This window comes from Xanthomonas euroxanthea (genome assembly GCF_900476395.1).
Classification (GTDB): Bacteria; Pseudomonadota; Gammaproteobacteria; order Xanthomonadales; family Xanthomonadaceae; genus Xanthomonas; species Xanthomonas euroxanthea.
Genome location: NZ_UIHB01000010.1, coordinates 234777 through 254261 on the forward strand (window position 1 = coordinate 234777; position 19485 = coordinate 254261).

The following is a 19485-nucleotide window of genomic DNA, read 5'->3' on the forward strand; positions in this document are numbered from 1 at the left end:
TTTCTGCGCGTTTATGCTGTCGCCCCCGTCGTGCGGAGTGCCGCCTTGCTGGACCTGATTCCCACCGAGTTGCCGTGGCTGCTGTGCATCGCCTTCGTCGCCGGGCTGGTGGATGCGGCGGTCGGCGGCGGTGGCTTGATCCAGCTGCCGGGATTGTTTGCGACCCTGCCGCAGCAGGCGCCGTCGCTGATTCTGGGCACCAACAAGTTCAGTGCGATGTTCGGCACCGCTGCATCGGCCTGGCGCTATGCGCGCAACGTGCGCTTTCCGTGGCGGCCGGTGCTGTACGCCACGGTGGCGGCGTTCACGTTCTCGTTTCTCGGCGCGACCGCAGTCAGCCTGATGCCCAGGCAGGCGGTGCGGCCGCTGATCCTGGCGCTGCTGATCGCGATGCTGATCTACACGCTGATCAAGAAGGACTTCGGTGCGCTGCATCGCCCACGCCAGATCGGCCGGCGCGAACTGGCAACTGCATTGGTGATGGGCGCGGCGATCGGGTTCTACGACGGGTTCTTCGGCCCCGGCACCGGCAGTTTCCTGATCTTCCTGTTCATCCGCTTTTTCGGGCTGGACTTTCTGCGCGCCTCGGCCGCGGCCAAGGTGGTGAACCTGGCCACCAACCTGGCGGCACTGTCGTTCTTCCTGCCCAGCGGCCAGGTGATGCTGGCGACCGGCATTCCGATGGCGGTGGCCAACGTGGCCGGTGCGGTCGCCGGCACACGGATGGCACTACGCGGTGGCACGCCGCTGATCCGCACCTTGTTCCTGGTGCTGGTGATCGTGCTGATCGGCAAGATGGGCTGGGATCTGCTGCACGGCGTTTAGAAATCCACGCTCAGCGTCGCCGACAAGGTGCGCGGCGCGCCTGGATAGTTGGTGGTCTGCGTCACCGGCTGCTCGATGTAGAACCGGTTGGCGACATTGCGCAGCATGAGCGCCAACTGATAACGGCCACCGAAGCGATACGCCGCCGAGGCATCGAAACGCGTGTAGCCGGCAATGCGGTAACTGTTGGCGAGATCGCCTTCGCGCTCGCCCACATGCACCGCGCCGGCGCCCAGGGTCAGGCCGTACAGCGGCCCGCTGGCGACGTGGCAGGTGCTCCATAGGCTGGCACTGAGGCGCGGCACGCCGCGCAGGCGGTTGCCGACCGGGATGACGGTGTCGCGGGTGACCTGCGCGTCCAGATAGCCGGCGCCCAGGATCAAGCGCCAGTTCTGGGTGAGCTCGCCGGTGATGTCCAGTTCCAGCCCGCGCACGCGTTGCTGGCCGGTGACCAGCACGAAGCCGCTGTTGTCCGGATCGTTGCTGGCGACGTTGTCCTTGGTGATCTGGAACGCGGCGGCGGTGGCAAGCACCCGGTTGTCCAACAGCGCGCCCTTCAGGCCGACCTCGTACTGGCGGCCGGTCTCCGGTGGCGCGCTGCCGCCGGAAAACAGCGAGGCGCTGCGTGGGCGAAACGAGGTGGAGGTGTTGGCGTACAGCGACAACTGCGGCACCGCCTTCCACACCACCCCGATGCGCGGCGAGGCGCGTCGGCCGTCCTCGCGGGTGCGCGCGCCGTTGTCGATGGTGGTCTGCTGCACATCGTCCCAGCGCACGCCGGCCAGCACGTCCCAGCGCTCGCCGATGCTGATCTGGTCCTGCAGGTACAGCGCGGCATAGCGCGCATCGACGTCGATGTCGCGGGCCGGCACATAGGTGCCCGGCAAGGCGCCCTGCACCGGAGTGCGCACGCTGATGCGGGCCAGCGGCGCGCGCGCTTCGTCGGTGTGGCGATGCGCATCGACGTACTCGGCACCAGCCAGTACCTGATGGCGCAGCGGGCCGGTGGCAAAACGCGCCAGCGCTTCGGTCTGCGAGGTCGTGGCGCGCACCTGCTGGTCCTGGCGCACGGCGCGGCGCTGCAAAAAGGCGCGGTCGGCGCTGAAACCGGTGAAGTCGGCCACGTTGCGGCCGCTGTCGCCGTCCTGGTGATTGAGGATCTGGCGCAGCGTCAGCCAGTCGGTGGCGTCGTACTCGATGCGGCCGCGTGCCGTGGTCGCGCTGCCGTGATTGCGCGACCACGGCTCGCCGAAGCTGCGCTGTGCCGGCCCACGCACCACCCCGTCGATGGCGACCAGGCCGCGATCGCCCGGGCTGGTCTGGCGGGTGTATTCCAGATCCAGGTCGGCCCGCAGCTGCGCGGACGGCCGCCACGCCAACGAGGGCGAGACGAACACGCGATCGCCATCGGCCTGCGCGTCCCGGAAGCTGCCGGTCTCCTGCGCGGCGGCGCTGAGCCGTGCCGACACGGTCGGGCCCAGCGGGCCGGTGACGCTGGACTGCACGCGGCGCAGGCCGTGTTCGGCCACCTGCACCGATGCATTGCCGCCAAACACCGCGTCCGGGCGCAGCGTGACCAGATTGATCACCCCGCCGGGTTCGCCGCGCCCGTACAGCACCGCCGCCGGGCCCTTGAGCACTTCCACCTGGGCGACATTGGCCAGATCGCGCACGGTCTCGGTGAAGTTCTGCGCCGGGTTGAGCAGGATGCCGTCGACCGCATACGAAGACGCCTCGAAACCGCGGATGACGAAGGTTTCCGAGCGATTGCCCTGGGTGCCGCCGGGCTGCACGTTGGAGACATTGGCCACCACATCCACTAGCCGGGTGAGTTGCTGTTCGTCGATCACCGAGCGCGGCACCACCTGGATCGCCTGCGGAATGCGCTCCACCGGCGTCTGCGTGCGGGTGGCGCCGGCGGCCTTTTCCGGCCGGTACAGGGCGCGCTTTTCGCTGACCACGATGGCATCAAGCAGGCTGGACTCCTGGGCGGAGGCCGGCAATGCAGCAAACAGGGACACGAACAACAGGTGGCGAGGCGCAGGCAGTGGGGTCATCGGGATCTTCAGCGGGGCGATGCGCACACTGGCGAGCACATCCGGGCCGCTAATGATAACGATTCTTATCTGCGCTTGTTGGCTTGCGGTGCCCTGCCCCTCGACGCCTGCGACCGCAATGCGGTGACACAGGCATCCCGGTGTTGCGCTCAGCGCTTTCCGCGCGGCTTGCCCGCAGACCCGCGTGTTGGCGCAGGGCGCGCCTTGGCCACTGCCGTTCTGGCTGGCGCGGGCCTGGCGGCGCCGCGCGCCGCGGTTGCCTTGGTTGCGCCACGCAGCGCCGTGCTGGTGCGTTTGCTCGCTACCGCAGGCCTCGAAGCAGGCGCCTTCGGCGCTGCCGTGGTCGTCGCGGTTTTCCCAGGCTTGGTGGTCGGCTGGACGGATGCGCTCGTGCGCCGGGAGGCCGCCCTGGTGGTTGCCGGCGTCTTGGCGGCTTTGGTCGGGGTTGCCGGCTTGCGCGGCGTGCTCGCGGCAGGCGAGGCACGCCGGGCTGAGGCAGGTTTGGCTGAGGCGGCCTTGGCCGCTGCGGTCTTTGCAGATGCCGACCGGGGTGATCCCGCACGTTCGCTGGACGCCGCAGTTTTCGAAGACGTCGGCGCGGCTTGCACCGCCGGCGCCGATGCCGGCGTGACCTTGCTGGCGCGTTTGCTCGCCTTGGCGGCCAGGTCGTCCTGCGCAGGGGCTTCCTGAAGTGGCACACCCTCATCGCCAGAATCCGCACCGGAGCCGTCTATCTGCGTCTGGCTCTGCGTCGAACGCGCTGCATCCTCGGGCTGCGCAGTAACCACCGCCTGCTCCGTCACCGCTGCACCAGCCTCGTCCCCACGCGAGCGCTCGGGCAACTGGAGTCGCTGCGCCTGCGCGTCGTATTCGATCAACAGCACGCCGGAGTTGTGCCGGCCGCTGATTTCCACGAAGCAGGCACCACCGATGAAGGGCTCCAGCGTCATCACCGATTTCAGCGGTGTGGCCACCACCATCTGGAACCCGAAGTTCTCGAAGATGTTCATTGCCAGCGCGGTGAATTCGTTGTCGGCCTTGTCGAAGGCCTCGTCCAGCACCACGGCGCAATAGCGCGGCAGCTCGCCGTCTTCGCCGCCGAGCTGGTAGCGCAACGCAGCGGCCAGGCAGGTGGTTGCCAGCTTCTGGCGTTGACCGCCGGACTTGCCGGCGCCGCTGCGGTAGATCTCCACCTGCGCGCGGGTCTGTGCGTCCAGTTCGACACCGATGAATTCCACATGCAGGCGCACGTCCAGCACCTGCTCGCGCCAGCGGCGTGCGTCCGGTTCCTGCGCGCCCAGGCGTGCTACCAATGCGCGCAAGGTGGAAAACTGCGCTTCGGCCAGTGCGCGGTCTTCGGTCTGTTGATGCGACAGCACTGCACGCAGCTGTTGCTGGAAGTCCTGCACTTCGCTCAGGCGACGGTCGCTGACCTCGATGGTCAGCAGCGTGCCGCGATTGAACGGCACCTGCTCCAGGCTGGCGTTGACCTCGTCCATGCGCTGCTTGATGCCCTTGTGGGCCTCGGCGGTGTGGCGCTGCAGGGCGAGCAGATTGTTCTTGCTCTGGGTCTGCAGCAGGTCGAAGAAGCGGTGCTCGTGGCGCGGCAGGCCATCGCTTTCCAGCCGGTCCAGCCGCGCGAGGAAATCGTCGGCACTGGCCAGGCTCACGGTGAAATCGCCGCTGTCTTCCGGCCACTGCTGGCAGTACTTGCGGAAGCAATCGAGCAGCTGCGCGCTGAGCCGGCTGTCGCGGCCCTGGCTCTCGGCCAGTTGCTCGGCCAGGCCACGCTCGACCACGCGGAAATGCGCTTCCAGGTTGTCCAGCGACAGCGGGGCCAGCGCCGCCAGGCGTTCGCGCAGGCCCTGCAGCTGGGTGGGCGTGAGCGCGGCGGTGCCGGCACGGCTGGCGCAGGCGGCGTGCTGCTGTTCGAGCCGGACCCGCTCGCGCGCCAGCTGCGCGCGCTCCAGCCGCACGTCCTCGTAGGTGCGCTTGGCCTGGTCGCGCAGGGTGCGTGCGGTCTCGATCGCCTGGCCGAGTGCGCGCAGGCCGCTGTTGCCTTCGCGCAGCTGCTGCAGCTGTTCGTCGATATCGCTCAGGCGCTGCAGCTTGGGGCCGACATCGATCTCGTCCCAGTCGCGCTCCACCAGGGTGTGCGCGGCCAGCTGCCGTTCCTGGTCCTGCTCGCGTTGCCTGCGCAGCGCGGCCACGTCGGCATCGCAACCGGCGATGCGCTGGGCCAGCGTCTGCGCTTCGCGCTCGAACACCTTGAGCTTGTCGCGGTTGTCGTGACCCAGCAACCAGCGCTTGCGGTCGTTGACCGCGTGGCGGTCGTCCTTCTCATAGCGATCGCCCGGATGCTTGACCTGCCCTTCGCGAGTGATGGCGCGGTCGGCATTGCGCAACGCGGCGGCGTTATCGACGCATTCGTAGTCGAAGCGACGCATCAGCTCGTTGCGCAACCACTCGGTGAAGGCATGCTCGCGCAGCTGCAGCTTGCCCGGCAATGCACGCGCATCCGGCGTGCGCGCATGCAGCGCATCGTTGCGGCGTACCCGGAAGTACACCAAGCGCGTGCCGATGTGGGTGCGGTTGACCCACTCGCTGACCTGCGCGTAATGCCGGTCATCCACCAGCAGCGACTGCGCGAAACCGCTCAGCACGCGCTCGATCGCACCGCGCCAGGCTGCCTGGTCCTCGCGCACCTGCACCAGTTCGCCAACGAACGGCAGCGCGGCTTCGGCAATACCGGTGTCCTCGCACAGGCGCGCCCGCAAGGCCTGCATCGGTGCCGGCATGCTCGACGGCGCGCGCTTCAACGCCTCCAGTTCGGCGCGGATCTCGGCAAAGCGTCGCTCGTCGTCGCGGCGCGCACCCATGCGCTCGGCAATCGCCTCATCCAGCGCGCTGGCGTCGTGCTTGCCGTTCTCGAGCACGGTCTGGGCATGCTCTACCTGGGCGGCAAAGCCGCTGGCGCCTGCGGCCAGGGCCGTGCCGAGCTGGCGGCAGGCCTGCTCGATCTGCGCGCGCCGCCGCAGACGCTCGTCGCGCTCGCGTTCGACCCGTGCGCGCTCGCGCTCCAGTTCCTCGATCTGCTCGCCACCGGCGGCGCGTTGTTCGCGTTCCAGCCCGGCCAGTTTCTGTTCGTGATTGTCCAGCGATTCGCGCCGCTGGCCTTCCTCGCCGGCCAATCCGCGGTCCTGGCTGTCGAGCTCCTGCAGGCGCGTCTCCAGCAAGGCCAGACGCTGCTGTTCGCGATAGCTGTCCACACCCAGCTGCAGCTCGCGCAGCTCGCCGACGCTGTGGCGCAAGGCCATCAGTGCCGCATGGTGTTCGCGTGCCGGGCTCAGCGTTTCCACCTGGCGCCGTGCGGTGACCACCGCATGATGGGCGCCATCGAGTTCGGCGAAGTCTTCCACCAGCCGGTCGGCGGCCTCGAACGTGCGCGGCTCGTCCAGCATGAAGCCGCGCAGGAACACGTTGAGATCGCCCAGGTTCTTGGCCGACTGGGTCTTGTGCAGCAACCGCAACGCCATCTCGTTGCCGATGCCCAGCACATGCCGGAAACGCTCCGCGTAGCCGGCGAAGCCGTCGAAATGCGCAACCTCCTCGCCCAGACGCGCCTTGAGCTTGCGCAGATCCAGGTCGAAGCCATCCAGCTCGCTGGCCACATCGAAGCTGCGCGGCGCGACCATGTAATGACGGCGCACATCGGCCGCGGCATTGCCGCTGCCGGCGATCCAGAACAGGCGAATCAGGCTGACCGTCTCGCCATGCGCGTTGCGGTACTCCAGCACCAGCGCAGACCAGGTGGCGCCCTTGCGCAGGTATTGGGTGGCGATTTCGCCCGAGGTGCTGTCCTGCTGATCGGCCCAGGCACCACGCACATACGACACCAGGCTGCGATCGCGCCCACTGCGCTCGGCCTCGCGTGCGGCAGCGTTAAAGTCGACGATGCTGGGCGGGGTCAGCAGTGCCGACATCGCATCCAGCAGGGTCGACTTGCCCGAGCCGGAGCGCCCGACGAACAGGAAGCCCTTCTCGGCGATCGGCACCTCGGTCAAGCCATTGAACGTGCCCCAGTTGTGCACCTGCAACCGCCGCATACGGAACTGCTGCGCGCGCTGCTCGGCAAGCGAATCAGTGAACAGGGACGCGCCCGGCTGCGCCGGCGACAGGTTGGACTGGGAATTCATGGCTCACTCACCAAAACGGGATGACGGGTAACGCTGAAGACGAATCACATCACGCATGTTTGAAGCGGGTGTTGCTGGACAAGCACGGACTGCGGTGGCTGACGGTGATCGGGTAGGTCCCTTCGCGGCCTGGGCCGCTCCTACGCGGCGCGGTGATCTGGATGGACACGGATGCGTGACGAGAGCGGGTGCTGACCGATGCGCGGGAAGCTGATGGCTCCGTGCCGCCCATGAAGAAAGTCACTTGCGCTTGACGGGGCGTGAGAGCTGAGTTTCATCGCGCAATGCATGACGCACGGCTACACACACACTCCAGAGGTCACATCCAGGCATCGCGATCGGCCGTCCCCTCATCCGCCCTTCGGGCACCTTCTCCCGGTGGGAGAAGGGATGGCTGTCCGGGGTGCAGACGCCATCACTCCCACGCAACCTCCCCCTCTCGCAACTCCCGATACGCCACCACCAGGGCCTGCACGTCCTCGGCCGAGAACAACAGCTTCAGCACCGGCGAAACCTCGTAGCGCTCCTCGCTGCCGCGCAGGCGCGACAGCAACTGGTTGTCGCGCATCTTGCCGATCGCCGTCATCACCCGTCGCGCGAATCCCGCGCGGTCGGTGGACACATTCTTCTCGTAGACCGACAAGGCCTCCACCAGCTGTGCCTCGTCCACCACTGCACGCTCGCCGCGCGTATCGGCCTCGGCCAGTTGCTGGCGCAGGAACAGCAGCAGCACCGACTCGATAAAGGTCAGCGGCGCGCTGCGCAGCAAGGTCGGCGATTCCAGCTCGGCGGTATCGGCTTGGCGGGTGAAGGCCACCCCGCCCTCGCGGTCCAGCACCAGTTCCAGGAACAGCTCGCACAACACCTGGCGGATCGGCGCTTCGTTGCGCAACAGCGCAGGCCACAGCGCACCGTGGCGTTGCGCGTCGATGCTGGGGCCGGCCAGCAGCTGGCACAGCGCGCGCCGCGCGTCCAACGGCAGCGTGCCGGTGTCGCCCAGGAACAGCTCGCCTTGCGGCTGTGCAGGCGATATCTCCGTCAGCGGCGTGCGGCCGGCATCGGCCGACGCGCCCGTGTCCTCGTCCGCATCCAGGCGGGTGTCCTCAGACCAGTTCATTGCGTTTCTCCCGGGTGAACCACACCAGCGGAATGCGTGCGCGCCGCAGCGCGCCGTCGCCGCCTTCCCATTGCACCGTTTCCATCTGTCCGTCGATCACCACGCCGTGGCGGGTGCCCAGCGACAGGTAGCCGATCACGCTGCCCAGGCCCTGCACGGCCGGGCGCTGCTGCAGCGCATCGCCGATGGTCAGGCGCGGGCGTTGACCGAGCAGCTCGTGCAGGTCGCGGCGCAGGCTGCGCACGTCGATCTCCGATTGCGCGACCAGGTCGCCCACGCTGTCGAGCGAGATGTCCGCCGCATCGGCGGCCTGCACGCGGCCATCGACCTGGGTCAGGCGCGGGTCGTGCAGGCGCCATTGCGACAGCGACCGAAGGCGTGCAGCGCTCAACGCCTGCGTGTAGCCGGTGGCGGCGGTAGCGTGCAGGCTGTCGCGCAGCTGCAAGGCTTCGCCCTGCGCCTGCCTGAGCAATTGATTGAGCCGGCGCTGTTCCAGATAGCCGCGGCTTTGCACGAAACCGCGCAGGCTGCGCGCGAAGTGCTGCATCACCGTGTGTACCTCGCCGCCGCGCTCCAGCAGCGTGCCGGTCAGCCCGCGCAGGAAGGCGCGCTCGCGCCGGTCCAGCTTGCGGGCGAAGCCGCGTGCCAGCAGCGCATCCAGCGCCTGATCGAGCTGGCTGCTTTGCTGGGTGTCGTTGAGCAGGCTCCAGAACGCCTCGAAGGTGCGCCCGGCCTCGCTCTCGGCGATCACGTCCACGCCGTTGAACAGCTGCTCCAGCACATCGCCGCGCGCGCCTTCGTCGTCGATGATGCGCTCGCGGAACTGGCGGTTGAGCTGTTCGAAATCGTCGCGGACGCGATGGAAATCCTCGGCCAGCTCGTCGGACAGATGGATCAGGTCGCGGGCGCGCTCCAGCGCGCGCTTGCCGTCGAGTGCGGCCACGCGGCCCGACGCCACGCGTTCGATCTCGGCATCGATGCGCGCACGTTCGTCGCGCAGGGCGGCCAGGCGCAGCTCCGGGTCGGCCTCGGTCTGCCCAGCCAGCTGCACCAGCTGCTGGATCACCAGAGACAGGCGGCTTTCGGTGGCGCTGCTGCTGCTCTCGCGCAGGCCGACGATGAAGCGGATGGCCTGGGTGGCCGCGCGCGACAGCTCGTATTCCTCTTCGGCTGCACCTTCGGGCAGGCGGCGTTCCAGCCAGCCCTGTGCCAGCCAATGCGCCAGATAGGCCTGCGCGGTGCGCGGCAACTCGCGCGAGAGTTCGTCGGCGCGCAGCACGTCGAGCTGGCGCTGCAGGCGCTCGTGCAGCACGCCCGCGGGCAGGCGGCGTTCGCCGTCCAGCAACACCGTCTGCAGCAGGCCGATCAGCTCCGGCGCGTGGTCGGCGGCCAGCAGTTTCCACACCGGCTGCTCGCGCAATTGGCGATAGCCGGCGATGCGTGCCTGGTGCTTCATGGCGACGGCAACGGCTGCCTCAACGCTTGCCGCCCACTTCGATGAACTGCAGGAATTCGGCGCGGGTACGCGCGTCTTCGCGGAAGCTGCCCAGCATCTTGGAGGTCACCATGCTGACACCGCGCTTGTGGATGCCGCGGGTGGTCATGCACTCGTGCGCCCCTTCCACCACCACGCCGACGCCGCGCGGCTGCAGCACGTCCTGGATGCACTGGGCGATCTGCGCGGTCATCTTTTCCTGCACCTGGAAGCGCCGCGCATAGCTTTCCACCACACGCGCCAGCTTGCTGATGCCGACCACCTTGCCGCGCGGCAGATAGCCCACGTGCACCTTGCCGATGATCGGCGCCATGTGGTGCTCGCAGTGGCTTTCGTAGGAGATGTCGCGCAGCACGATCAGCTCGTCGTAGCCGGCCACTTCCTCGAAGGTGCGTTCCAGGTATTCGCGCGGTTCCTCGCGGTAGCCGCTGAACCAGTCGCCATAGGCCTCGGCAACCCGGCGCGGGGTATCCAGCAGGCCCTCGCGGGCCGGGTCTTCGCCGGCCCAGCGCAGCAGGGTGCGCACGGCATCTTCGGCCTGGGCCTGGGTGACGGGGGAATCGGGCTGGTCGGACTGGCTCATGCGCAGGTGCACCCAAAGGGGGCGAGCATGGTACCCGAGGACGGGCCGGCCGCCCCAGTGGCGGTTGCGCCGGCTTGCGCGGGTTCAGTGACTATTGATTCATTGTTGAATTGATAGCATCCTATCTATTATGACGAACAGCGTTCTCTCCTCCCGTGCCCAGCTCAGCTCCGGCCTGCTGGTCGCCGCCCGCCAGTGGCAGCGGCTGGCCGACCAGGCATTTGCCGACTTCGGGCTGTCCAGCGCCTGCACCGGGCCGTTGCTGATGATCGGCCGCTCCGGCGGCGGTATCCGCCAGGTGGCGCTGGCCCAGCAACTGGGCATGGAAGGCCCCTCCCTGGTGCGGCTGCTGGACAAGCTGTGCGCGCAGGCATTGGTACGCCGGCAGGCCGACAGCAGCGACCGCCGCGCCAACCAGCTGTGGCTCACCGATGCAGGCCAGGCGCTGGTCGGGCGCATCGAGATCCGCCTGGATGCGCTGCGTGCGGAGGTGTTCGGCACGCTCAGCGAAGCGCAGGTGCAGGTGGTGCTGACCCTGTGGGAGCAGATCGCGCAGGCGCATGCGCGGCTGAGTGGGTCCGACTGAGCCAGTTGTAAGGCGTCGTGCTGCGACGCGTGTAGTGCCTTGCCGATGTCCCTGGCGCGCGCGGCGCCGGGCGTCGTTGTTTTCCTTACCCAGGATGTGCCCGATGTACGGCGAATTCAGTCTCTACGGTGTGTTCGTTCCCACCTTGCTGGCGTTGATGACGCTGGCCTACCTGCTCAACAGCGCCATCGGTGCGCTGCTGTCCCGGGCCGGCGCCTACCGGCACATCTGGCACCCGGCGCTGTTCAACCTGGCGCTGTACATCGCGCTGCTGGGTGGCCTGTTTTCCCTGACCCGTTGGATGCAATCGTGAAAAAGCTGATCAAGACCGCGGGGCCGGCGCTGCTGACCCTGGCGATGGTGGTGGTGGCCGCGGTGGTGCTGCAGCACCTGTGGCGTTATTACATGGAGGCGCCGTGGACGCGCGATGCGCACGTGGGCGCCGATGTGGTGCAGGTGGCGCCGGATGTGTCCGGGCTGGTGGAGCAGGTGGCGGTGGCCGATAACCAGGCGGTGACGCGCGGGCAGTTGCTGTTCGTGGTGGACCGCGCACGCTATGCGATCGCGCTGGAACAGGCGCGCGCCGCGCTGGCCGAGCGCCAGGCCACCTTGAGCCAGTTGCGCCGCGAGATCGCGCGTGACCGCAGCCTGCAGGACCTGGTCGCCGCCGAAGATGCCGAGGTGCGCCGCTCCAACGTGCAAAAGGCGCAGGCGGCGGTGGCCACCGCGCAAGCGGCGGTGGACCTGGCCCAGCTCAATCTGGACCGCACGCAGGTGCGCAGCCCCGCCGACGGCCACATCAGCGACCGCACCGTGCGCGTGGGCGATTACGTCAGTGCCGGGCGCCCGGTGGTAGCGGTGCTGGATACCGGCTCGTTTCGCGTCGATGGCTATTTCGAGGAGACCCGCCTGCAGGGCGTGCATGCCGGCCAGCGCGTGGACGTGCACCTGATGGGCGAGCCGGCCACCTTGCACGGGCATGTGCAGAGCATCGCCGCCGGGATCGAGGACCGTTACCGCAGCGGCAGCGCCGGCGCCTTGCCCAACGTCACCCCGGCGTTCGACTGGGTGCGGCTGGCGCAGCGCATCCCGGTACGCATCGTGCTGGACCAGGTGCCGGCGCATGTGCAGCTGATCGCCGGGCGCACCGCCACCGTGAGCATCCTGCCGGACGCCGTGCGTGACGCTGCCGCCAGCGCGCCTGCCCGCGTGCAGGCCAAGGCCGCGCCATGAACCGCAGCGTCTTGCGTCCTGTGGGATTGGCCGCAGTGCTGAGCGCCCTGAGTGCTTGCAGCACGGTCGGCCCGAACTACGCCGTGCCGGACGATTCGGCCTACCAGCGTCCGGCCGCCAACGCGGCGTTTGTCGACACCGGCAACGCCCAGGTGCAGGCCGGCGCGCCGCTGCCGGCACGCTGGTGGGCGCTGTATCAGGACCCGATGCTGGACCGCCTGATCGAACAGGCCTTGCGCGACAACGTCGAGTTGAAGGTGGCCGGTGCCAACCTGCGCCGCGCCGCCGCGGTGTACGAACAGGCGCTGGACGCGGGCGGTTTCGATTACGAGGTGGAGGCCGGCGTCAGCCGCGCGCAGGTCTCGGCCGAGGCGTTCCTGCAGCAGGAAAAGCTGCCGGTGTTCAACCTGGCCGATGGCAAGCTCGGGGTGTCGTATCAGTTCGATCTGTTCGGCAAGCTGCAACGCGGCGCCGAGGCCGCGCAGGCCGATACGCAGGTCGCCCAGGCCGCGATCGATCTGGCACGCGTCAACGTGGCCGCGCAGGTCGCCGGCAGCTACGTGGAGATCTGCCACGCCAACCACGAGCTGCACGTGGCCGAGCATTCGCTGCAATTGCAGCAGCGCAGCCGCGACATCACCCAGCGCCTGATCGCTGCCGGCCGTGGCACCCCGCCCGATCTGGCCCGCGCCACCGCACAGGTGGCGATGCTGGAAGCGGCGCTACCGCCGCTGCGCGCGCGCCGCCAGGCCGCCGGGTATCAACTGGCCGCGCTGCTCGGCAAGACGCCCGGCGAGGTGCCGGCCGGCGTGGACGGCTGTGCGCACGCGCCGGCCTTGCAGCGACCGATTCCAATCGGCGACGGCCGCGCGCTGCTGGCGCGTCGCCCGGATGTGCGCCAGGCCGAACGCCGGCTGGCGGCGGCCACCGCGCGCATCGGCGTGGCCACCGCCGAGCTGTATCCGGAGATCCGCCTGGGCGGCTCGATCGGTGCCACCGGCCTGCTGGCCGATGTCGGCGAGCCGGCCACGCATGCCTGGTCATTCGGCCCGCTGATCTCCTGGACGCTGCCCTCCAGCGGTGCGCGTGCGCGCGTGCGCGCCACCGAGGCCGGCGCCGACGCGGCGCTGGCGCAGTTCGACCACACCGTGCTGCAGGCGCTGCGCGAAGTGCAGACCAGCTTGTCGCGCTATGCGCAGGACCTGGACCGCCTGCACCTGCTGGAGCAGGCGCAGCAACAGGCCGAGCTGGCGTCGGCGCAGAACCGGCGCCTGTATCAAGGCGGGCGCACGCCGTATCTGTCCAGCCTGGATGCCGAGCGCACGCTCGCCACCGCCGACATGACGCTGGCCAATGCGCAGGCGCAGGTCTCGCAGGATCAACTGCAGCTGTTCCTGGCGCTGGGCGGCGGTTGGGAAGCGACCGCCGGCCGCACCGACGCCACGGCCGCGCGATGAGCGCGCTGCTGCGCGACCGCCAGGCCTGGCTGTTTTCGGCCAAGACCTTCGCCGCCTCGATCGCGGCGTTGTACGTGGGGCTGGCCGGCAATCTGTCGCGGCCGTACTGGGCGATGGCCACGGTCTACATCGTCTCCCAGCCGCTGCTCGGCCCCACCCGCGCCAAGGGCGTGTACCGCGTGCTCGGCACCTTGCTGGCCGGCGCGGCGACCCTGGTGATGCTGCCGAACCTGGTGGAGACGCCGCTGCTGCTCAGTGCGGCGATGGCGTTGTGGCTGTCGGCCTGCCTGTTCCTGGCGCTGCTCAATCGCGGCCCACGTGGCTATGCGTTTCTGCTGGCCGGCTACACCACCGCCTTCATCGGCTTCCCGGCGGTGACCGCGCCGGAAGGCATCTTCGACACCGTGGTGGCGCGCAGCGAGGAGATCATCCTGGGCACGGTGATGGCGGTGCTGTTCGCCGCGCTGGTGTTCCCCGCCTCGGTCAAGCCGATGCTGACCGGGCGCATCGGCAACTGGATGCGCGACGCCGCGCAATGGTGCCGGCAGGTGCTGCAGCGCGGCCCAGCGCAGGCACCGCGCAATCGGCTGGCCGCCGATCTGGTGCAGTTCGAGGCCTTGATCGCCTTCGTGCGCCACGACGACCCACGTCATGCCGGTGCGGTCCCCACGCTGGAACAGCTGCGCGCACGCATGCTGATGTTGCTGCCGGTGCTGTCGTCGATGGCCGATCGGCTGGATGCCTTGCAGCGCGATGGGTCTGCGTTGCCGCTCTCCACCGCCGCGCTGCTGGAGGACGTCGCAGCCTGGGTGGACCAGAGCGAGGACGCACCCAGCGATACAGACGTGGACGCCTTGCGTGCACGCATCGCCGCCCTGCGCCCGGTGGTGGATCAGGACATCGAACATCTGCTGCTGGCGAGCCTGCTGTTGCGGCTGGAAGAGCTGCTCGACCTGTGGCAGGACTGCCGCGCGCTGCAGCAGGCAGTGGTGCACGGCACCGCGATGCCGGTACTGCGGGCCATGCCGGGGACTGCGCGACAGCCTGCAACGGCCCAATCACCCGGGCAAGCCGCGGCGGTGCAGGGCGCACCCGCCACGCGTTCGCGCATGCAAGCGTCATTGCGACAGCGCCTGGGTTGGTCACGATCCGATGCACCCGTACCTGCCAGCAGCAGCCGCCACATCGATTTCGGCATGGTCGCGTTTTCCGCCCTGAGCGCGGGCGTCGCGCTGATGGCGTACTGCGTGCTGTGGATCGGCATCGGCTGGGAAGGCGGCGGCAACGGCGCGATGATGGCCGCGGTGACCGCCGCGTTCTTCGCCGCGCAGGACGACCCGGCGCCGAGCATGCTGTCGTTCCTGGCCTGGGCGGTGGTGGCCAGCGTGGTTGCCGGCATCTATCTGTTCGGCATCTTCCCGGCCATCCACGATTTCCCGATGCTGGTCCTGGTGCTGGCGGCGGTGTTCCTGCCGATCGGCGCATTGCTGCACCGCCCCAAGACCATGCTGATCGCGCTGCCGCTGGTGGTGAACCTCACCGCGCTGCTGAGCCTGCAGAACACCTACAACGCCAATATCCAGAGCTTCGTCAACGCGGCGGTGGCGATGGTGCTGGGCATTGGATTTGCGGTGGTGCTGACGCGGCTGTTCCGCTCGGTGGGTGCCGAATGGAGCGCGCGCCGGCTGGTGCGCCAGGGCTGGCGCACGCTGGCCGAGGCCGCCGACGGCCGCGGCGCACAGGACCGGCAGCACTTTGCCGCCCGCATGCTGGACCTGCTTGGCCTGCTCGCACCACGGCTGGCCCTGACGCCGGAAGGCAGCGACCTGGCCTCGGTGGACATGCTCAACGAAGTGCGCGTGGGCTTGAACATCCTGCAACTGCGCAGCGCGCGGCACGGTTTGCCGCAGCCGAGCATCGAGGCGGTGGACGCGATCCTGGTCGATGTTGCCGCGCACTACCGGCAACAGATCGCGCACAAGCGCCCGCTGCCTGCGCCGGATGCCTTGCGTGCGCGGCTGGATGCCTCGCTGGCGCGCGTCGGCAAGGTGCCGGCGGGTGCGCATCGCGATGAAGCGCTGCTGGGGTTGATCGGGCTGCGTTACAGCTTGTTTGCGCAGACGGCGCCGCACACCCACAGAAACACCGGTACCGCGCCACCCTTGGCCCCTCTCCCCGCGGGGCGATAAGGCACTGCCTGCGCGCCACGGGTGCGCGTGCCCTGGAGCGCCCGCGCGGCTGGCGCGGGCCGGGGCGCGGGGGGTGCGGTGAAGGGACGAGGCGAAGCCACTCGCGGTAAATGACACGAGGCGTCGCACGTCCCCTCATCCGCCCTTCGGGCGCCTTCTCCCGCAGGGAGAAGGAAAATCAACTCCCGCAGGGAGAAGGACGCTCAACGCCCGACGGGAGAAGGGCAGAGCATCAGCGCTTGCGCTGATGCATCGCCGCTTCGTCATCCAGCCAGTTGCTGCCCTTGTTGGTCAGGAAGAACATGTACACCACCAACGACACCGCGATCACCGCCGTTGCGTAGATCACGAACTCGCTGACGTGGCCGGTCTTCAACGAGGCCTGGTACAGCAGCGGCGCGGTGCCGCCAAAGGCGGAGTTGGCCAGCGCATAGCCCAGGCCCACGCCCAGCGCGCGCACATGGGTGGGGAACAGTTCGGCCTTCACCACCGCATTGATCGAGGTGTAGCCGGTCAGGATCACAAAGCCCACGGTGAGGATCGCGAACGCGGTCAGCCAGTCGGTCTGCTTGGGCAGTTCCATCACCAGGAACCAGGTGTAGAGCACCCCGCCGATACCGAAGAACACCAGCAGGCTCTTGCGCCCGACGATGTCCGACAGCCAGCCGCCCACCGGCTGCATCAGCATCAGCACCGTCAGCGCGACCAGGTTGATGATGGTGCCGGCCATCACGTCGCCACCGGCGAACGCGGTCTGGATCATCTTCGGCCCGGTGACCGAATAGGTGTAGAACGCGATGGTGCCGCCGGCGGTGATCAGGAAGCACAGCAGCAGCGGGCGCCACTGGTTGACGAACAGCTCGCGCATCGAGCCCGACGCCTTGGCCTTGCCGGTGCGCGAATCGGCGATGGATTCGGAGCTCAGCGACTCGTCCATGGTCTGGCGCAGCCAGAACACCACCAGCGCACCGATGCCACCCAGGCCGAACGCCACGCGCCAGCCCCACTCGGACACCTGCGGCGCATCGAAGAAATGCAGCATCACCAGCAGCGTGGTCTGCGCCAGCACGTGGCCGCCGACCAGCGTGACGTAATGGAACGAGGACAGGAACCCACGCCGGCCCGGAATGGCCGCCTCGGACATGTAGGTGGCGCTGGTGCCGTACTCGCCGCCGGTGGCAAAGCCCTGCAGCAGGCGCGCCAGCAACAGGATGATCGGCGCGGCGATGCCGATCGTGGCCACCGTGGGCGTCACCGCGATGACGAACGAGCACAGCGCCATCATCGACACCGAGATGGTCAACGCCAGGCGGCGGCCGTAGCGGTCGGCGAAGCGGCCGAAGTACCACGCGCCGATCGGGCGCATCAGGAAGGTCATCGCAAAGATCGCCCACACAAACATCGTGGCGTTCTTGTCTTCCTTGGAGAAGAACTGCGATTCGAAATAGGTGGCAAACACCGAGTAGACGTAGACGTCGTACCACTCGACCAGATTGCCGGCCGACCCCTTGAGCGTGTTGGACACCGAACGGCGAAGGCTACCGGGGGCTGCGCCAGAACCGGCGGCGATCGGAGACGTTGGGGGTGCGCTCATGCAGTCAGAACCTCGTGGGTGGGACACCCGGGAAGTATAGGTGCGTGCTTGTGTGACGCATGTAAGCATTTCGGCGCATATACAGGCGCCGCAACCGGCGTCGGTGCGCGCGCTTCAGCCCGCTCGGAGTCGGCCGCGACGCCCGTGGCCCATCATGGGCGTGACCGCCCTGGATGCCGATCGACGGCTACGGCAACACCTGCCTGAGCGTCTCGATGAACGCGCGCAGCCCGGGCGGAATCTGCCGATGCCCCGGGTAATACAGCACCAGTCCCGGAATCGCCGGACACCACTGCTCCAGCACGCGCACCAGCGTGCCGCGTGCCAGTGCCGCCATCGCCGCGTGCTCGGGCACATAGGCGATGCCAAGGCCGGCCTCGGCGGCTTCGCTCATCATCAGGAGCTGGTCCAGCGTCAGCCGCCCCGGCACATCGATCGCCACCTCCTGGCCGCGCCGCTCGAACTCCCAGCGGTACAGCCTGCCGCTGGGCATGCGATGCCGGATGCAGGCGTGGCGATGCAGATCGTCCGGCGTGTCCGGGTAGCCGGCACGCTGCAGATACGCAGGTGCGGCCACTGCGATGAAACGCGTCTGCCCACCAAAGGGCACTGCAATCATGTCCTGCGGTACCGACTCGCTCAGGCGAATGCCGGCATCGAAGCCGGCCGCCACGATGTCCACCAGCCGCCCTTCGCTCACCAGGTCCACCGACAGCGCCGGATGACGCGCCAGCACCTGCGGCACCACCTGCTGCAACAACAGCCGCACCACCACTTCGGGGGCATTGATGCGCACCGTGCCGGTGGGCCCGCTCCGGAAGGCATCCAGTTCGCCCAGCGCCTGTTCGACGTCCTGCAACGCCGGCACCAACTTGGCGTAGAGCCGTTCGCCTGCTTCGGTCAGCGACACGCTGCGCGTGGTTCGATGCAGCAGGCGCACGCCGAGGTTGCGTTCCAGTGCGCTGATCAGATGGCTGAGCGAGGACGGTGCCAGCCCCAGCTCGGCGGCCGCACGCCGAAAGCTGCGATGCACCGCGACGCTGGTGAACGCGGCCAGGTCATTGAAGGTCGGCTTGGGCATTGGTGGCTATTTCACATCAACTCATTCGGATTCTATGGCATAGACCCATCAATTCCCCGCGCCTAGAGTGGAATTCCCTTCCACGCAAAGGCCACCCCCATGTCCCGGACCTGGCTCATCACAGGCGCATCCTCCGGCTTCGGCCGCGGCCTGGTCGAAACATTGCTGGCGCGCGGCGATCGCGTCGCAGCCACCGTGCGGCGCGCAGAAGCGCTTGCCGATCTGCAGGCCGCGCACAACGACGCATTGACCGTCCTGCAGCTGGATCTGCGCGACAGCGCAGCGGTGCGCGAGACCGTCACCCGGGCCTTCCAGGCCCTGGGCAGGATCGACGTGCTGGTCAGCAACGCCGGCTACGGCACGCTCGGTGCCGCTGAGGCCGCCACCGACGCCCAGGTGCGCGATCTCATCGACACCAATCTCATCGGCTCCATCACGCTGATCCAGGCCGCGCTGCCGCACCTGCGTCGCCAAGGTGGCGGGCACGTGCTGCAGGTGTCGTCCGAAGGCGGCCAGATCGCCTACCCCGGCTTCAGCCTGTATCACGCCAGCAAATGGGGCATCGAAGGCTTCATCGAAGCCGCCACGCAGGAAGTGGCCGGCTTCGGCATCCATTTCACCCTGGCCGAACCCGGCCCGGCACGCACCAACTTCGGCGCCTCGCTGGTCAGGACCGACATCCCGTCCGACTACCTCGGCACACCGGTCGACACACTCGGCCGCGCGCTGGACGACGGCAGCTGGGTCATCGTCGGCGACCCGCAGCGCATGGTCGCGGCCATGATCGCCTGCACCGAGGCATCCCCCCCGCCGTTTCGGCTGGTCATGGGCACGGCGGCCTACCACGCGATCCGCGAAGCGTTGACCACGCGGCTGGCTGCGCTGGAAGACCAGCGCGACATCGCGTTGTCCACCGACAGCCCGGCTGCCGCCGGATGAAGGCAGCGACGCTGCAGCGCGCGCGTTCTGCAGCGTCACCAGCGCCGATCCGCGGCTGGCGCCCCACCCTTCACGGCCCCCATGCCGCCCGGCTTGCCAGAATGCCGGCCGCTTGGGGCCGTCGATGGCAGGG

The 19485-nt window shown here is 68.6% G+C and carries 13 protein-coding genes and 1 pseudogene; 7 read left to right on the top strand and 7 right to left on the bottom strand.

Features of this window, described 5'->3' with window-relative positions:
• The first annotated feature begins 45 nt into the window (after positions 1–45).
• Positions 46–825 (top strand): sulfite exporter TauE/SafE family protein, encoded by a 780-nt coding sequence (locus CPBF1521_RS20970; RefSeq protein WP_181142098.1) that lies wholly within the window; start codon positions 46–48, stop codon positions 823–825.
• Here CPBF1521_RS20970 and CPBF1521_RS20975 read toward each other — a convergent pair.
• The 5 genes and pseudogenes from CPBF1521_RS20975 to folE form a co-directional block, all read right to left on the bottom strand.
• Positions 822–2882, bottom strand: coding sequence for a TonB-dependent siderophore receptor (locus CPBF1521_RS20975; RefSeq protein WP_181901321.1), 2061 nt, complete (start codon positions 2880–2882; stop codon positions 822–824). The genes CPBF1521_RS20970 and CPBF1521_RS20975 overlap by 4 nt on opposite strands.
• A gap of 808 nt (positions 2883–3690) precedes the next feature.
• Positions 3691–7078, bottom strand: a pseudogene (locus CPBF1521_RS20980) (ATP-binding protein); the annotation flags it as partial.
• 415 nt (positions 7079–7493) lie between these two features.
• Complete coding sequence (locus CPBF1521_RS20985; RefSeq protein WP_115678170.1) at positions 7494–8195, bottom strand: DUF4194 domain-containing protein; 702 nt, start codon at positions 8193–8195, stop codon at positions 7494–7496.
• A complete protein-coding gene (locus CPBF1521_RS20990) occupies positions 8182–9651 on the bottom strand; it encodes a DUF3375 domain-containing protein (protein ID WP_115678171.1) in 1470 nt (489 codons plus the stop codon). Before CPBF1521_RS20990 ends, CPBF1521_RS20985 begins: the two co-directional genes overlap by 14 nt.
• A gap of 19 nt (positions 9652–9670) precedes the next feature.
• The gene (gene folE / locus CPBF1521_RS20995) at positions 9671–10273 is read right to left on the bottom strand and encodes a GTP cyclohydrolase I FolE (RefSeq protein ID WP_104543982.1); all 603 of its coding nucleotides are present in this window, start codon (positions 10271–10273) and stop codon (positions 9671–9673) included.
• A 130-nt stretch (positions 10274–10403) separates the two neighbouring features.
• Between folE and CPBF1521_RS21000 the strand changes: the two genes are divergently transcribed.
• The 5 genes from CPBF1521_RS21000 to CPBF1521_RS21020 all read left to right on the top strand — a co-directional run bounded on the left by CPBF1521_RS21000 (position 10404) and on the right by CPBF1521_RS21020 (position 15738).
• The gene (locus tag CPBF1521_RS21000) at positions 10404–10859 is read left to right on the top strand and encodes a MarR family winged helix-turn-helix transcriptional regulator (protein WP_104586048.1); all 456 of its coding nucleotides are present in this window, start codon (positions 10404–10406) and stop codon (positions 10857–10859) included.
• Positions 10860–10953: 94 nt separating this feature from the next.
• Positions 10954–11172 (top strand): DUF1656 domain-containing protein, encoded by a 219-nt coding sequence (locus tag CPBF1521_RS21005; protein WP_115678172.1) that lies wholly within the window; start codon positions 10954–10956, stop codon positions 11170–11172.
• Positions 11169–12092: an efflux RND transporter periplasmic adaptor subunit gene (locus CPBF1521_RS21010; RefSeq protein ID WP_164740288.1), complete on the top strand. Its 924-nt coding sequence runs from the start codon at positions 11169–11171 to the stop codon at positions 12090–12092. Before CPBF1521_RS21005 ends, CPBF1521_RS21010 begins: the two co-directional genes overlap by 4 nt.
• Positions 12089–13549 carry an efflux transporter outer membrane subunit gene (locus tag CPBF1521_RS21015; protein ID WP_115678174.1) on the top strand — a complete coding sequence of 487 codons (1461 nt, stop codon included), beginning with the start codon at positions 12089–12091 and terminating at the stop codon, positions 13547–13549. Before CPBF1521_RS21010 ends, CPBF1521_RS21015 begins: the two co-directional genes overlap by 4 nt.
• Positions 13546–15738 (top strand): FUSC family protein, encoded by a 2193-nt coding sequence (locus CPBF1521_RS21020; protein WP_115678175.1) that lies wholly within the window; start codon positions 13546–13548, stop codon positions 15736–15738. Before CPBF1521_RS21015 ends, CPBF1521_RS21020 begins: the two co-directional genes overlap by 4 nt.
• Before the next feature lie 232 nt (positions 15739–15970).
• Here CPBF1521_RS21020 and CPBF1521_RS21025 read toward each other — a convergent pair whose 3' ends face one another.
• Together CPBF1521_RS21025 and CPBF1521_RS21035 are read right to left on the bottom strand one after the other, a co-directional pair.
• On the bottom strand, positions 15971–17332 hold the full coding sequence (locus CPBF1521_RS21025; protein WP_024939637.1) for an MFS transporter: 1362 nt from the start codon (positions 17330–17332) through the stop codon (positions 15971–15973).
• Positions 17333–17519: 187 nt separating this feature from the next.
• Positions 17520–18413, bottom strand: coding sequence for a LysR family transcriptional regulator (locus tag CPBF1521_RS21035; RefSeq protein ID WP_115678177.1), 894 nt, complete (start codon positions 18411–18413; stop codon positions 17520–17522).
• 99 nt (positions 18414–18512) lie between these two features.
• Here CPBF1521_RS21035 and CPBF1521_RS21040 point away from each other — a divergent pair, with 99 nt between their 5' ends.
• Positions 18513–19352 (top strand): SDR family oxidoreductase, encoded by an 840-nt coding sequence (locus tag CPBF1521_RS21040; protein ID WP_115678178.1) that lies wholly within the window; start codon positions 18513–18515, stop codon positions 19350–19352.
• Positions 19353–19485 lie beyond the last annotated feature (133 nt).